Annotated in this window: 14 protein-coding genes; 5 read left to right on the forward strand and 9 right to left on the reverse strand. The window is 70.3% G+C overall.

Annotated elements, in window-relative coordinates; translation table 11 throughout:
• Positions 1-116: 116 nt before the first annotated feature.
• The 3 genes from VPH61_RS01770 to VPH61_RS01780 all read right to left on the reverse strand — a co-directional run bounded on the left by VPH61_RS01770 (position 117) and on the right by VPH61_RS01780 (position 2,071).
• A complete protein-coding gene (locus VPH61_RS01770; RefSeq protein ID WP_332061804.1) occupies positions 117-839 on the reverse strand; it encodes an L-ribulose-5-phosphate 4-epimerase in 723 nt (240 codons plus the stop codon).
• The gene (locus tag VPH61_RS01775; RefSeq protein WP_332061805.1) at positions 836-958 is read right to left on the reverse strand and encodes a hypothetical protein; all 123 of its coding nucleotides are present in this window, start codon (positions 956-958) and stop codon (positions 836-838) included. Before VPH61_RS01775 ends, VPH61_RS01770 begins: the two co-directional genes overlap by 4 nt.
• A gap of 156 nt (positions 959-1,114) precedes the next feature.
• Positions 1,115-2,071 carry a LacI family DNA-binding transcriptional regulator gene (locus tag VPH61_RS01780; RefSeq protein WP_442879036.1) on the reverse strand — a complete coding sequence of 319 codons (957 nt, stop codon included), beginning with the start codon at positions 2,069-2,071 and terminating at the stop codon, positions 1,115-1,117.
• Between the two features lie 291 nt (positions 2,072-2,362).
• Here VPH61_RS01780 and VPH61_RS01785 point away from each other — a divergent pair, with 291 nt between their 5' ends.
• The gene (locus VPH61_RS01785) at positions 2,363-2,983 is read left to right on the forward strand and encodes a hypothetical protein (RefSeq protein ID WP_332061807.1); all 621 of its coding nucleotides are present in this window, start codon (positions 2,363-2,365) and stop codon (positions 2,981-2,983) included.
• Here VPH61_RS01785 and VPH61_RS01790 read toward each other — a convergent pair.
• From VPH61_RS01790 to VPH61_RS01800, 3 genes are all read right to left on the reverse strand, one after another.
• Complete coding sequence (locus tag VPH61_RS01790) at positions 2,976-4,442, reverse strand: MFS transporter (protein WP_332061808.1); 1,467 nt, start codon at positions 4,440-4,442, stop codon at positions 2,976-2,978. The genes VPH61_RS01785 and VPH61_RS01790 overlap by 8 nt on opposite strands.
• A gap of 106 nt (positions 4,443-4,548) precedes the next feature.
• Positions 4,549-5,913, reverse strand: coding sequence for a phytase (locus VPH61_RS01795; protein WP_332061809.1), 1,365 nt, complete (start codon positions 5,911-5,913; stop codon positions 4,549-4,551).
• Between the two features lie 83 nt (positions 5,914-5,996).
• Positions 5,997-6,827 carry an aldo/keto reductase gene (locus VPH61_RS01800; protein ID WP_332061810.1) on the reverse strand — a complete coding sequence of 277 codons (831 nt, stop codon included), beginning with the start codon at positions 6,825-6,827 and terminating at the stop codon, positions 5,997-5,999.
• A gap of 144 nt (positions 6,828-6,971) precedes the next feature.
• Here VPH61_RS01800 and VPH61_RS01805 point away from each other — a divergent pair, with 144 nt between their 5' ends.
• Entirely contained in the window at positions 6,972-7,619 is a 648-nt protein-coding gene (locus VPH61_RS01805; RefSeq protein ID WP_332061811.1) for a LysE family translocator, read from the forward strand.
• 54 nt (positions 7,620-7,673) lie between these two features.
• On the opposite strand, the gene VPH61_RS01810 is transcribed toward VPH61_RS01805, so the two are convergent.
• Both VPH61_RS01810 and VPH61_RS01815 read right to left on the reverse strand, forming a co-directional pair.
• On the reverse strand, positions 7,674-8,603 hold the full coding sequence (locus tag VPH61_RS01810; protein ID WP_332061812.1) for a cyclase family protein: 930 nt from the start codon (positions 8,601-8,603) through the stop codon (positions 7,674-7,676).
• A complete protein-coding gene (locus VPH61_RS01815) occupies positions 8,600-10,009 on the reverse strand; it encodes an APC family permease (protein ID WP_332061813.1) in 1,410 nt (469 codons plus the stop codon). Before VPH61_RS01815 ends, VPH61_RS01810 begins: the two co-directional genes overlap by 4 nt.
• A gap of 93 nt (positions 10,010-10,102) precedes the next feature.
• On the opposite strand from VPH61_RS01815, the gene VPH61_RS01820 reads away from it, so the two are divergent.
• Genes VPH61_RS01820 through VPH61_RS01830 form a run of 3 tightly spaced genes read left to right on the forward strand, consistent with a single transcriptional unit; the run spans position 10,103 to position 12,939 of the window.
• The gene (locus tag VPH61_RS01820) at positions 10,103-11,104 is read left to right on the forward strand and encodes a hypothetical protein (protein ID WP_332061814.1); all 1,002 of its coding nucleotides are present in this window, start codon (positions 10,103-10,105) and stop codon (positions 11,102-11,104) included.
• A 15-nt stretch (positions 11,105-11,119) separates the two neighbouring features.
• The gene (locus tag VPH61_RS01825) at positions 11,120-12,292 is read left to right on the forward strand and encodes a sensor histidine kinase (protein ID WP_332062514.1); all 1,173 of its coding nucleotides are present in this window, start codon (positions 11,120-11,122) and stop codon (positions 12,290-12,292) included.
• Positions 12,289-12,939 (forward strand): response regulator, encoded by a 651-nt coding sequence (locus tag VPH61_RS01830; protein WP_115958690.1) that lies wholly within the window; start codon positions 12,289-12,291, stop codon positions 12,937-12,939. Before VPH61_RS01825 ends, VPH61_RS01830 begins: the two co-directional genes overlap by 4 nt.
• A gap of 8 nt (positions 12,940-12,947) precedes the next feature.
• Here the strand turns inward: VPH61_RS01830 and VPH61_RS01835 are convergent, their stop codons facing one another.
• Positions 12,948-13,739, reverse strand: coding sequence for a slipin family protein (locus tag VPH61_RS01835; protein WP_332061815.1), 792 nt, complete (start codon positions 13,737-13,739; stop codon positions 12,948-12,950).
• Between the last annotated feature and the right edge of the window lie 52 nt (positions 13,740-13,791).

Raw genomic sequence — 13,791 nt, forward strand, 5'->3', positions numbered from 1 at the left:
GTGTTTCCTTTCACTGTGTCATTCATTGGGACGTCGTTGTCTTGGTGACAGTCGGAGTCGGCCGCGTCCTCATCGGTCGTCTCCCTCGCGCCGGCCGCAGAAGGCGGTCGCAAGTCTCAGGTTGGGTGTTTCTGGCGACGGGCATCGATCGTCTGCCCGTAGACGTTCTGGTAACGGTCGAAGAGCCGGTCGATCGACTCCTGCGGAATCGGGATCAGCGGGCCGGCCTCGCGAGCGAGGTGCACGGTGCGCGCGACATCCTCGACCATGACCGCGGCCTTCACCGCGTCCTTCGCCGAGACGCCGATCGTGAACGGGCCGTGGTTCTGCATCAGCACGGCGCGGCTGCGGTGACCCGTCAGCGTCTCGACGATGCCGCGCCCGATCGAGTCGTCGCCGATGATCGCGAACGGACCGACCGGAATGGGGCCGCCGAACTCGTCGGCCATCGCCGTGATCACGCACGGGATCTCTTCGCCCCGCGCCGCCCAGGCGGTCGCGTACGGCGAGTGCGTGTGCACCACGCCGCCGACCTCTGGCATGTTGCGATACACGTAGGCGTGCGCCGCGGTGTCGGAGGACGGGCTGCGCTCAGCGCCCGGGGTGCCCTCGATGACGTTGCCGTCGAGGTCGCAGAGGATCATGTTCTCGGGCGCGAGGTCGTCGTAGCTCACGCCGCTCGGCTTGATCACGAAGAGCTCCGCGCCGGGTACCCGGCCCGACACGTTGCCGCCGGTCCAGACGACGAGGTCGTAGCGGGCGAGCTCGGCGTGCAGGCGTGCGACGTCGGCGCGCACCCTCGCGATGGCGACCTCGACCTGCGGCCCGTAGGTGCTCATGCGCCCTGCCCCGATGCCGTCGTGCATCCGCCGATCGAGCCGGCGCGCGTGTCGCGGCGCGGCGTCGGAACGGCGGCGGTGTGCACTGGAGACTCCTTCGTCAGGGTTCGGCGGGCCATGTTCCGAATCGATGTGACCGTTCACATGGCGTTGCTCATGTTAGCCCGATCCCGGATCGTCCTGTCAACTCCGGTTGGTCACGGAATCGTAACGACGGCGAAATCTGCCGGGAGCGGCCGTCGGATTGCTGAAGTGCCGGATTGCCGAAGCGCCGGTCAGAATGCCGGAGCGCCGGTCGAGCCCCGGATGACGAGCTCGGGCGTGATCGTGGCCACGTACTCGGGGGCGGATGGATCGCGATCGCCGAGCAGGAGCGCGACGCACCGGCGCCCGAGCTCCGCGAAGTCCTGGCGCACCGTGGTCAGGGGCGGCCAGAAGTGCGCCGCCTCGGGCACGTCGTCGAATCCGATGATCGAGACGTCTCCGGGGATGTCGAGCCCGGCATCGCGCACCGCGTGCATGAGCCCGAGCGCCATCTGGTCGTTCGAGGCGAAGATCGCCGTGAAGTCGCGCACCGTCAGCAGCTCGCGGCCGGCATGGTAGCCGAAGTTCGCGGTCCAGTCGCCGAGGATCGGCGCGGTCGTCGGCACGTCCTGCGCGCTCATCTCCTCGAGGAAGCCGCGCATGCGCGCCTCGGCCTCGATCCAGTCCTGTGGCCCGGCGAGATGGTAGATGTTGCGGTGGCCGAGCTCGATGAGGTGGCGGGTGGCGAGGCGAGCGCCCGCGATCTGGTCGACGGAGAGCGTGCGCCCGACCTCGTGGCCGGTCGACTGCATGGTCACGTACGGCACGTCGATCGAGAGCTGCGCGATGGTCTCGAAGACGCGCACCTGCGGCGCGATCACGACGAGCCCTTCGATGCCCTGGGCCGCCAGGTGGGCGAGCCCGTCGGAGATCGACGCGGCATCGGAGGAGTCGATGTTGGCGGTCGACACCCAGTAGCCGGCCACGCGAGCCGCCGCCTCGATCGCGGCGATGCTCGACGCCGGGCCGTACTGCGTGCTCGACGCGGAGAGCACGCCGATCGTGCGTGAACGACTCGTGACGAGGGCCCTCGCCGCCCGGTTGGGCTTGTACTGCAGCTCGGCCATGACGTCGAGCACGCGCTGCTTCGTCTCGGGGCGGATGCTGGGATGGTGGTTGAGCACGCGGGAGACGGTCTGGTGCGACACCCCTGCGAGGCGCGCGACATCGCGAATGCTCGGTGCGCGCCCACGCGGGGCCTGCGGCTCGGACACGTTCACCCTCGATCATGTTCTCGGCATGTGCACGGTCACACGCGACCGCGCATCCATTATGCACATGCCCGCACGGAATGTGACCGTCACACGTGTGACGGTCACATCGGGTCTCGGGCCTGCCGATCGCTCCGATCGACCCTCGACGGAAGCCGCAGCATGCTGGTCGCGGTATCGTGCTGCCAGCACCGCTCCGGTGCGGACGCCGACCGTTGAGGATCCGAAGTGGCCGACTTCATGCGCTATCTCCCGCTCAGCCAGGGCGACCGCGGGCGGGAGTCCGACGTGTCTTCCGACTGGCGCGACGCGACCGCCGACGTGATCGATCGCTCAGCGTCACTGCTCGACGCAGCCGACCTCGATACGGCCACCGGCGACCGCCTCGCAGCGGCGTTCGCCGCGAGTGTGCGCAGGCGCCGCCATCCCGAACCCGAGCGGCCCGCCGACGACGACCAGACAGCCGCCGCACCACGCGAGCCCGCCGCCGACCGACTGCGCGCTTTCGCCGTGGCGATCCGTCTCGGCCAGCCCGCACGCGTCAGCCTCCTCTCCCGAGCGGTCGCGGCCCACCTGCTCCTCGCACACGAGATCGGAGCCGAGCCCGCCCTTCCCGAGCGCACGAGCGGCGCGGTCGCGCTCTACCTCGCGGCCAAGGCGCCGACCCCGATCCGGGCGGTCATCTCAGGGCACACGCTGCGCGCCTCCGATGCCGACTGGGAATTCGGGCACGGGCCGATGCTCGAACAGCCTGCGATCCCGATGCTCGAGTTCCTGCTCGGGCGCGGACTCGAGGCGCCGCGCCCGCCCACCGGCGACAGACCCACCGGCGACACCGACGTCAGCTGACGGATGCCTCGCCGCGGGGCCGCACGCGCGACGCGAGCAGCACCGCCACGATCGCGATCACCACGGTGACGGCGAAGTCGGCCGCGAACATCCCTGCGCCGAGCGCACTCGAGACGAGGGCGGTGATCGCGAGTGCGACGGCGGCGCCGAGCGACTCGGAGATCGTCAGGGCCGCGCTGTTGAAGCCCTGCGCCGAGACCGGCGAGAGGGCGAGCACGGCGACCGAGAACCTCGGGTACATGAAGCCCATGGCGCCGCCCGCGAGGGTCCACGCGACGAAGGCGATCGCCGGTGCGAGCGTGAAGAATGCCACGACGAACACGATCGCGAGCGAGATCGCGAGCAGCACCGTTCCGATCACGACGGCCTGCGTGTTCGACACGCGGTCGAGCCGCCCCTGCAGCCATGACGCAGCCGCCCACGAGACACCGGCGCCCGTCAGCACCGCGCCGGCCAGGCTCGGCGAGAAGTCGTAGTTCTCGATGAAGAGGTAGGGCAGGTAGATCTCGCTGCCGAAGAACGCGCCGGCCACGATGAGCTTCAGCAGCACGGTCGCCGGCATGCCGCGCGCGGCGCTCAGGGTGCCCTTCGGCAGCAGCGGCCGGGCGGCGTAGGCGGCGAGGGCGATCGCGGCGATCGCGACGACCCACCGCCACGGGTCGCCGAGCTCCTTCGCGAGCGACACCCCGAGGGCCGCGGCCGCCACGAGCACCGACCAGCCCACGCGGCTGATGCTCCACTGCACCGACGGGTCGCCCTGCACCTGGTCGCGCACGCGCAGCACGGGCGGCAGCATCATCGCGGCGGCCGGCACGACGAGCACGATGACGCCGAGGAACACCCAGTGCCAGCTGATCGCCTCGGCGACGACTCCGGCGAGCGCCGGGCCGACGATCGAGGGGATCACCCAGGCCGCGGCGAAGCCCGCGAACACCCGGGCCCGCAGCGCCTCGGGGTAGACCCGGCCGACGATCACGTACAGCGGCACGATGACCGCGGCACCCGAGAGGCCGTGCACGAAGCGGCCGACGATGAAGACCTCCATGTTCACCGCGGTGCCGGCGATGACGAGGCCGACGACGAACAGCGCCGCCGAGACCAGCAGCGACGGGAGCGGCCCCGACCGGTCGGTCCAGTTGCCGGCGATGACCATGCCGATGATTCCGGCGGCGAGCGGCACGGCGAAGGCGAGGGCGAAGAGCGACTCGCCGTCGAGCTGCTCGGCCACGAGCGGCATGATCGTCGTCACGGCCATCGCCTCGAACGCCGCGAGGAAGATGAGTGAGAACATGCCGATCGAGAGCCAGCGGTAGGGCTTCGACAGCGGCCCAGAGGCCGGCACCGGGCCCGTCGGCACGATCGGCGCAGCGGATGCCGCGGCGCCCGGCACGGCCGAAGCCGCCGTCACCTCGTGGTCGGTCGAGGGCGGCGCAGGCGTCGGAGCTGTTGGTTCGGTCACTCTGTCGAGCCTACGACTTCAAGGGGACTTGAACTCAAGCGGACCGAATGCCGGAGAGCGCATGCTGGATGCCCCGGGCCGCTGCCCGGGGCATCCGCTCGCTCGACTACCGGAACCGCGGGTCGTTGCCGGCCGCGGTGCTGACCTTCAGGTACAGCGCCTCCGCGATGTCGGCCCAGTCGACGTACGAGAAGTTCGTCGCGTCGCGGTCGCCGTCGACGCCGTCGCCGGTCTCGGGCTCGTCGTGGGTGACGAGCAGGCCCTCTCGGTAGTCGCCGACGACGCGGTTGGTGACGGCGAGCCCGTCGGAGCCGTTGATCGCATCGGCACCCTCCACGCCGTCGATGCCGAACGTGCCGACGAGGCGGTTGCGTCCCTGCCGCTCGTACACGGCGAAGGTGTCGTCGCCCTGGCTCGAGACGATGAGGTACCCGGTCGCACCGGGGCCGTAGTAGAGATCGACGCCCTCGGCGTCGGCTTCGAGCACCGAGCCGCCGAAGCCCTCGTCGTCGGCGTCGACGGGCGCGCACTCCTCGGTCTCGGGGTCGTACACGTCGTGGATGCCGTAGTCCGTCACCCGGTCGATGAGCCGCGGCTCGGCCGAGCCGAGCGGGAGCTGCAGGCGCCAGAGGCCGACATCCTCCTGCGCCGCGTACAGCACGCCGGTGCGCTGGTCGACCGTGAGGCCCTCGAGGTGCGGTTCGATGCCCGGCTCGTCGCACGGGGTCCAGACGGTGCCGTCGGGCAGCGGGAACGAGGCCGGCATGTCGGTCGTGGCGATCTCGTCGTACCCGAGCGCGCCGTCGATCTCGACGATGCGGGCGGTCGCGAGCGTCGTGGCGCCCTCCTGCGTGATGACGGCGCGGGCGTCGGCACCCGCGACCGGCTGCCAGACGGCGACGCCGTAGGCGGTGTGCCCCTCGTCGACGGTCGCACGGTCGGCGCTGAAGAGGAACGGCTGCTCGGCGGCGGTCACCTCGACGAGCGGGGTCTCCGCCTCCGCGCCGTCGGGATCGATCGCGAAGAAGCGCAGCTGGTCGTTGTAGCGGTCGGAGACGACGGCGACGTCGACGAGCTCACCGCCGAGCTCGATGCCGTAGGCGATGTCGACATTGTTGTAGCGGCCCTCGGTGCCGTCGGCGCGCGGCGCGACGGTGGCCGGCAGCGACTGCAGCTCGTCGGTGCCGAGGTCGTACACGCGCAGGCCCCCCTCCTTCGCCGTGACGATGACGATCGACTCGTCGGCGTCGCCCGGGTGCACCCAGATCGCGGGGTCGTCGCCGACGGCGTTGCCGCCCGCCTCGTCGTCGTAGAGCACAGGCGTCTCGTTGTCGGTCGTGACGACGGCCGGCGCGTCACCGGCCGGGGTGCTGCCGGCGTGGCCGGGCGAGGCGGCCCAGGCTGCGGGCGCGGCGGCGAGGAGCAGGGCGGCGACGGATGCCGTCGCGGCACCCTTCAGCAGTGGTGTCATGCGACGAGACTCGCGGATGCCGCGAAACGGCAGCTTGACGCGAGGTGAATTCGGCCCGACGGGCGACGCTCGGCGTCAGCCGCTCAGAACTCCTCGTGCGTCTCGGGGTCGCCGCCCCAGATGCGCCCGCGCGACAACGCGGAGATGGCGTCGACCTCTTCGGTCGTGAGCGAGAACCCGAAGACGTCGAGGTTCTCACGGCGGCGCGCGGCATCCGACGACTTCGGAATCGGCACGGCCTCGAGCTCGACGTGCCATCGCAGCACTGCCTGCGCCGGAGTGACGCCGTGTGCGGCGGCGACCTCGGCGACGACCGGTTCCTGCAGCAGCTCGGTGCGCTTGGCGAGCGGACTCCAGCTCACGGTGCGGATGTCGTGCGCGTCGTGGAAGGCGCGCAGCTCCTCCTGCGGGAAGTAGGGGTGCAGCTCGACCTGGTTCACGACCGGCACGATGCCCGTGCCGTCGATCAGCCGGGTCAGCATCTCGGGCGTGAAGTTCGAGACGCCGATCGAGCGCACGAGCCCCTTCTCGCGCAGCGAGATCATCGCCCGCCAGCTCTCGACGTACTTGCCGAGGCGCGGCAGCGGCCAGTGGATCAGGTACAGGTCGACCCAGTCGAGGTCGAGCCGCGAGCGCGACTGCTCGAAGCTCGCGATCGTCTCGTCGAAGCCGTGGTGCTTGCCCGGCAGCTTCGTCGCGATCACGAGGTCGCTGCGATCGACGTCGGTACGGCGGATCGCCTCGCCGACGGCCTCTTCGTTGCCGTAGTTGAAGGCCGTGTCGATGAGGCGGTACCCGTCGGCGATGCCGGCGGTGATCGCGTCGATGCCGGCCTGGTCGTCGAGCCCGTAGGTGCCGAGTCCGATCGCGGGAATCGTGTTGCCGTCGCGGAGTGCGTACGCGGGTGCGATCATCTGTCCATCCTCACGCACACGGGCGCCGGATGCCAGACACGACGCCCCGCGGACTTTGCGCGGCACCGACCCGTGCCATAGCTTGGGCGAACAGCAGTGCGTCGAGGGAGATGCCCGCAGCATCCGTCACACGAAAGGCCGTCTGTGATCTCGCTCGCCGCCGCCTCGGGCATCGCGCTCGTCGAACTGGGAATGGCGCTCACGCCAGGGCCCAACATGGTCTATCTGGTGTCGCGCAGCATCAGCCAGGGGTGGCGTGCGGGCATGATGTCACTCGCCGGCACTGCGGTCGGATTCGTCGTCTACATGACGATGGCGAACCTCGGGCTCGCGGCGATCTTCATCATCGTTCCCTGGCTCTACACCGCGCTCAAGGTGGCCGGTGCGGCCTACCTGATCTGGCTGGCGTACAAGACCCTCCGCCCCGGTGGCATGTCGCTGTTCGAAGCACGAGAGCTTCCCAGGGATTCGAGCGGCAAGCTCTTCCGCATGGGGCTCGTGACGAATCTGCTGAATCCGAAGGCGGCGCTCATGTACCTCGCGCTGATCCCGCAGTTCATCGATCACGGCGCGGGCGACGTGATCGCCCAGGGGTTCCAGCTCGGCGCCATCCAGATCGTGGTGGCCGTGGCCGTGAACGGGGCGATCATCCTCGCGGCGGGCTCGGTCGCCGTGTTCCTCCAGCGCAGGCCGTCGTGGATTCGCTGGCAGCGGTGGGTCACCGGGACCCTGCTCGGCGCCGTCGGCGTGAAACTGGCGATCGATGCACCGACGCCGGCCGCGGCGAGCTAGTCACCCACCGCTTCCGTGGCACCGGGTGCTGCCGGTGGCCTCAAGCCGAACCGGCTACGACGCGGCCGGCACCTCCGCGAACGCGCGCACCGGGAACGTGCCGAACCCGGCGACGCGCGGCGGCACCGCCGTGAACCGGGCGCCGCGAACGGGAACGTCGCCCAGCGCCGTGAGGTGCTCGACGACATGGATGCCCGCCGCGAGCAGGATCGAGTGCGCCGGCCGCGTGCCGCCCGACTCGGTGTCGTCGATGTTGAGCGAATCGATGCCGACGATCGCGACCCCGGCGTCGGCGAGGTGCTGCGCGCCGGCCTCGCTGAGGAACGGCGCGCCGTGCCCGTACTCCGGCGTGCCGAAGTGGCGGCTCCACCCCGTGTGCAGCAGCACCGCAGTGCCCGCGAGCTCGCGATCGAAGAAGACCTCTGCGGGAATGCCGCGCTCCGCGGCATCCGTCACCCTGAAGACCTCGGCCGGAATGCCGACGAGCGTCTCGAGCGACAGGCTCGCGAGGTCGCCGCCGCCCTCGTAGCGGTGGAACGGGCTGTCGAGGTAGGTGCCCGTGTTGCCGGCCATCGCGATGACGTCGATCTCGAACTCGGTGCCCGCCGCGTAGTGCTCGCGCGACGCCTCGCGCGTGAGGTGCGGCGTGATCACCGGCGCCGGGATGCCCGGGTAGGTCACGAGCCCCTCGCTGATCACGTGGCTGAGATCGATGAGGCGGCCGCGCTGCGAGCCGTCTCCTGACCCAGCGGATGCCGCGGCGCCCACGCCCCGCGAACCCCGGTGCGCCTCTTCGACGATCTCGAGGTTCGAGAGCGTGACGTTGCCGACGAGCGCGAGCCCGAGGTGGCGCACGAGCAGCTCGCCGATCTCGGCCTCGGTGAGCTGCGGCGACGGCAGGTCGAGCCGGAACGCCTCGGCGCGGAGCCCGCCCCCGTTGACGAAGGCGATGTCGGCGTCGAAATGGGCGCGGTACTCGGTCATGCGTGCTCCTCGGAGCTGTGGTGGGCCGTCTGGGCGGGGTGGATGAGCGGTGCCGTGATCGGTACGCCGCGTCGGCGAGCGCGCAGCCGGCGCACGACCGTCACGAGCACCGCAGCGGCGGCGAGCACGAGCGGCACCAGGAGGTTCGCCCACGCGAGCACGAGGAGCCCGGCCGTCATGATCGTTGCGACGACCGCGAGCCACCAGCCGAACGACCAGCGCTTCAGCAGCAGGGTCGCGGCGAGCATTCCCGCGGCGTAGATCGCCACCATGTTGCTCGTGTGAATGAGGATGAACCCGGTGAGGTCGAGGTCGTTCAGCAGCATGAGCCCGAAGTAGACGACGATCAGCACGCCGGTGAGCGCGAGCGCCCGGCGCGGCACCTCGCCGTCGGCTGCACCCCTGGCGAAGAACCTCGGCAGGTCGCCGTCGCGCCCGAGCGCGGCGCCGAGCTTGCCGAACGCCGGCAGGTAGGCGTTCATGACGCCGACGGTGACGATGGCTGCGATGATCGCCACGAGCACCGGACCGATGCCGGGCGCGGTCGTCTCGACGAGATCGAGCAAGGGCACCTGGCTGTCGCCCGCCCGATCGCCGAGCACCGCGACGGTGACGAACTGCAGCGCGAGGTAGGCGACACCCACGACGGCCACGGCGATCGCCGTGGCGAGCGGGATGGTGCGCCGAGGGTTCCTGAACTCCCCCGCGATGTGGGTGCCGACCTCCCAGCCGGCGAACGCCCAGACGAAGAGGCTGATCGCGACCCCCACCCCGCTCCAGCCGTTGGGCAGGAACGGTTCGAAGTTCGAGACCTCGACCGCGGGGAACGTGGCTGCCACGACGCCCACCACGACGGCGATCAGCAGGCCGGTCAGCACGAACTGCACCCACCCGGCGACGCGAACGCCGAACCAGTTGATGACGAACGGGGGCACGAAGACGGCGAAGCCGATGATCGGCACGGCCGACCGGTCGATGCCGAGCACCGCGACGACGTACTCGCCGCCGAGCACGGCGAGCACTGGCGCGCCCACGCAGACGCCGAAGTAGAACCAGTACCCGGTCATCCGGGCGGCGGTGCCGCCGAGCGCACGGCGAACGAAGCTCGCCACGCCGCCGGCGTCGGGGTAGCGCGCGGAGAGCGCAGCGAAGGTGCCGGCGAGCGGAATCGACAGCACGAGCACGGCGGCGACGGCCACGATCGAGGCCGGGCCGGCGGCCGATGCGGCGAGACCGGGCAGCACGAGGATGCCGGTGCCGAGCACGCTCGCGATGTAGAGCGCCGTGCCCTGCACCAGCCCGAGGCTGCCGCGGTGCGGTACGGATTCAGCGGTCGCCGAGGTGCCGGATGCCGCGGGGCCGGCGGGTGCCGCGCCGGCGGCGACGGCGGTCTGGTTCGAAGTCACTCGCTCATTCTGGGGTATGCCGCCGACGCTCACCGCTGGCAGGAATGACACACATCGTCGAATTACTGCCACGAGCTCAGCTACCAAGGTCGCATGTCGCCGCGACCCTCGGTGGATGTGCACCGGGTCGGCATCGGCTGGGCTGGGCGCATGATCACGAAACGCACTCGAACGGCGGGTCCGATCCTCATCGCCGCCACGATCGGCGCCGCTGCCGTTGCCGCGCTCGCCGCCGCCGCAGCCCTCACGATCGGCCCCACCGACGACTACGCGCGGATCTTCCCGCCTCGTTGGCTCGCCCTCATCGCCGTGACCCTGGTGCTCGCGTCGCTGCTCGTTGCGCGGATGACGGGCTCGACGAGCGGAACGCGTGTGGCGGGCATGCTCGGCTGGGCCGCGGCGGTGTTCTTCTTCGGCGCATCGGGAGGGGTCGTCCTCGACGGGTTCCGCGCCTTCTTCTGGGCAACGGGCATCCCGTCCGGCGACTTCGCGACCGTCGACTGGCCCGGCGCGACCGCACGGGCCGCGAGCCTCCTCGCCGCACTCGTCACCGTCGCCTGGGCATGGCGACTCCCCGCCGGTCGTTTCCACGACGCCGCCGGCCCCGCGGCATCCGCTCGCACACGAGTCGTTGTGGCGTGGTGCGCCGTCGCCTTCGCCGTTCCCTATCCCCTCCTGAAACTGGTGTGGTGGATACAGGGTGACTCGAACCCCGGGGTCGACTCCGCCGCCGGCTTCCCGGTGATGGAACTCGTGTCGTTCGGGGCAGCACTCGTGCTCGTGCTGCTCTTGACCTCGTCACGGCGCGTGCCCCTCCCTGCATGGCTGCTCGTCACCGGCGGCTGGTGCGCGTCGATGGCGCTGCTCAGCATGGGGTTCCTCATGGTGTTCGGGTTGCTGGCGCAGGCGACCGGAGTCGCGGCGGGTTCCGTCGTGTTCGCAAGCGATGGGGCGACCCTGATGGTGCTCTGCGTCTACGGCACGTGGCTCGCGCTCGGAGTGGTGATGCTCACCGCGACCCTCACCTTCATCGACGCTCGTGGTTCGACTCGCGATGCCGAGCATGCTCGCGCCTCTGCGAATGTCGCCCCATAGGTTGGAGGTGTGACCATGACACCGATGCGCCACGACGTACTCATCGCCGCCGTTGCCGCGACGGTGCTGCTGCCGCCGACGGCGCTGGTCGCGTTCACATCGATCCCGGCCCCGGGCGCCTGGATCGTGGTCGCGCTCGCCGTCGTCGGACATGCCGCACTGCTGTGGCGGCGCTCGCACCCGTCGGCTGCACTGCTCGTGATCGCGGCGTGCGTCGGCGGCGAGGCCGTCGTCACGGGCCTGTTCTTCGTCCTGCCGTCGTCGCTCGTGTTCGTGATCGCGGTCTACGCCGCGACCGCGTACGCAACACGCTGGATGCCGCTCGTGATCGGGCTCGTCGGGTCCGTCGCCGCGGCGGGCCGCTACGCCGCAGACCCGATCGTCGTCGACTCCGGATTCGGGCCGTCGCCGTGGCTGCTCTTCGTGCTCTTCACCGCGGTCGTGCTGTGCGCGTGGACGATGGGCCTCCTGCGACGCTCCCAGCTGCTGGCGACAGAACTCGCCGAACAGCGGGCCGAGAGCGAACGCCGCGAGCGCGCACAGCGCGAGGCGCTCGCTGCGTTCGAGGAGCGTGCTCGCATCTCGCGCGACATGCATGACGTGCTCGCCCACTCCCTCGCGGTGATCGTCGGGCAGTCACGGGTCGCCAGGTTCGACGCGGCGCGAGCGACCTCGGCGCTCACCGTGATCGAAGACACCGCACGCGATTCCCTGCACGAGATCAGGGTGCTGCTCCGAGGCATCCGCGACGACGAGGCTTCGCCCGATGCGCGGCCGCTCCCGCAGCCGACCCTCGCCGAACTCCCCGAGCTGATCGAGCGGGCGCGTTCGCTCGGTTTCGTCATCGCGCCTTCGTCGGAGGGCACGGCCACTCCGATCGGGGCGGCCGCGCAGGTTGCGATCTACCGTGTCGTGCAGGAGGCGCTCACCAACGTCGCCAAGCACGCGCACCCCGGCGCGACCGTCGACCTCTTGATGAGGTGGGACGACGATCGACTGTCCGTGATCATCACGAACGATCGGGTGCGCGTGCGGGGCGGCGCCGAGACGATCGAGCCCGGGCTCGGGCTGCTGGGCATGGGCGAACGACTGCGTGCGGTCGGCGGCAGCCTCACGACCGTCGACGCAGATGACGGCAGCTTCACGGTGACCGCCACGGTGCCGACGCGGGCGGAGCCCACCCCATGATCCGCGTGCTCGTCGTCGACGACCAGGACCTCGTGCGAGCCGGCATCGTCGCGAGCGTCGATGCCCAGGCCGACCTCGAAGTCGTCGGCGAGGCCGCGACGGGTGCCGAGTCCGTGCGCGCGACGGCGCGCCTCTCCCCCGATGTCGTGCTGATGGACATCAGGATGCCGCAGCTCGACGGCGTCGACGCGACCCGCGAGATCCTCGAACATCACGCCCACACACGGGTGCTCGTGCTCACGACGTTCGATGCCGACGAGTACGTCTTCGGGGCGCTGCGCGCCGGGGCATCCGGGTTCCTGTTGAAGGACGCCTCGGTCGACGAGCTGGCCGCGGCGATCCGAGCAGTGCACCGCGGCGATGCCGTGCTCGCCCCATCGACGACGAGCCGGTTCGTCGAGCTGATGCTTCCCAGGATCCCCGATCCCGGTCGGCGCGCGGCCGCCGAGGCGAGCCTGACCGAGCGCGAACTCGAGATCGTACGGCTCGTGGCGCAGGGCCTCGGCAACGCCGAGATCGCCCGATCCGTCTACCTCGCCGAGGCGACGGTGAAGACGCACATCGGCCGGGTGCTCACCAAGCTCTCGCTCCGCGACCGGGTGCAGATCGTCATCTGGGCGTACCGGAACGGCATCGCGCCCGTCTAGCTGCGTGCCTAGTGTCCGTGAGACTCTGCGACCGCCGCCTCCCGATCGATGAAGCTCGTGAGCTCCCCGATCGAGGCCAGGAGCGGCGCCGGGAAGAGAACGAGCGTGTTCTTGTCGACCCCGACCTCGACGAGGGTCTGCAGGGTGCGCAGCTGCAGGGCGAGCGGATGCGACATCAGCGTGTCGCTCGCGACGCCGAGCTGCACGGCCGCGAGCGACTCGCCCTCGGCGGCGATGATCTTCGCCCGCTTCTCGCGCTCGGCCTCGGCCTGCTTCGCCATGGCCCGCTTCATCGAGTCGGGCAGCAGGATGTCCTTCAGCTCGACGAGCGTCACCTCGACGCCCCAGTCGAGCGTCGTGACATCCAGGATCTCGCGGATGTTGGCGTTGAGCGCGGCCGTGTCGGCGAGCGTCTCGTCGAGGTGGTGCTGACCGACGACACGTCGGAGCGTGGTCTGCGCGATCTGTTCGATCGCGGACTTCACGTTCTCGATCGCGATCACCGACTTCACCGCGTCAGCGACCCGGTAGTAGGCCACGGCCGAGACCCCGACCGTGACGTTGTCCTTCGTGATGATGCCCTGCGACTGAATGGGCAGCGTCACGATGCGCAGCGACACCTTCGTCATCACGTCGACGATCGGGATGATGAAGCGGATGCCGGGTTCGCGCACGCTGTGCAATCGGCCGAAGCGCAGCACCACGCCCCGCTCGTACTGCTTCACGACCTTCACCGACATGAAGAAGAGGACGATCGCGAGGATCGCGACGACGACCACAGTGATCCAGAACCAGACCATGAGAGTTCATCTCCCGAGGCGCCGGTTCGTGCCGTGCGCCTGCTCCCATTCT

This window comes from Agromyces sp. CCNWLW203, from assembly GCF_036576125.1.
In the GTDB taxonomy this organism is placed as follows: domain Bacteria; phylum Actinomycetota; class Actinomycetes; order Actinomycetales; family Microbacteriaceae; genus Agromyces.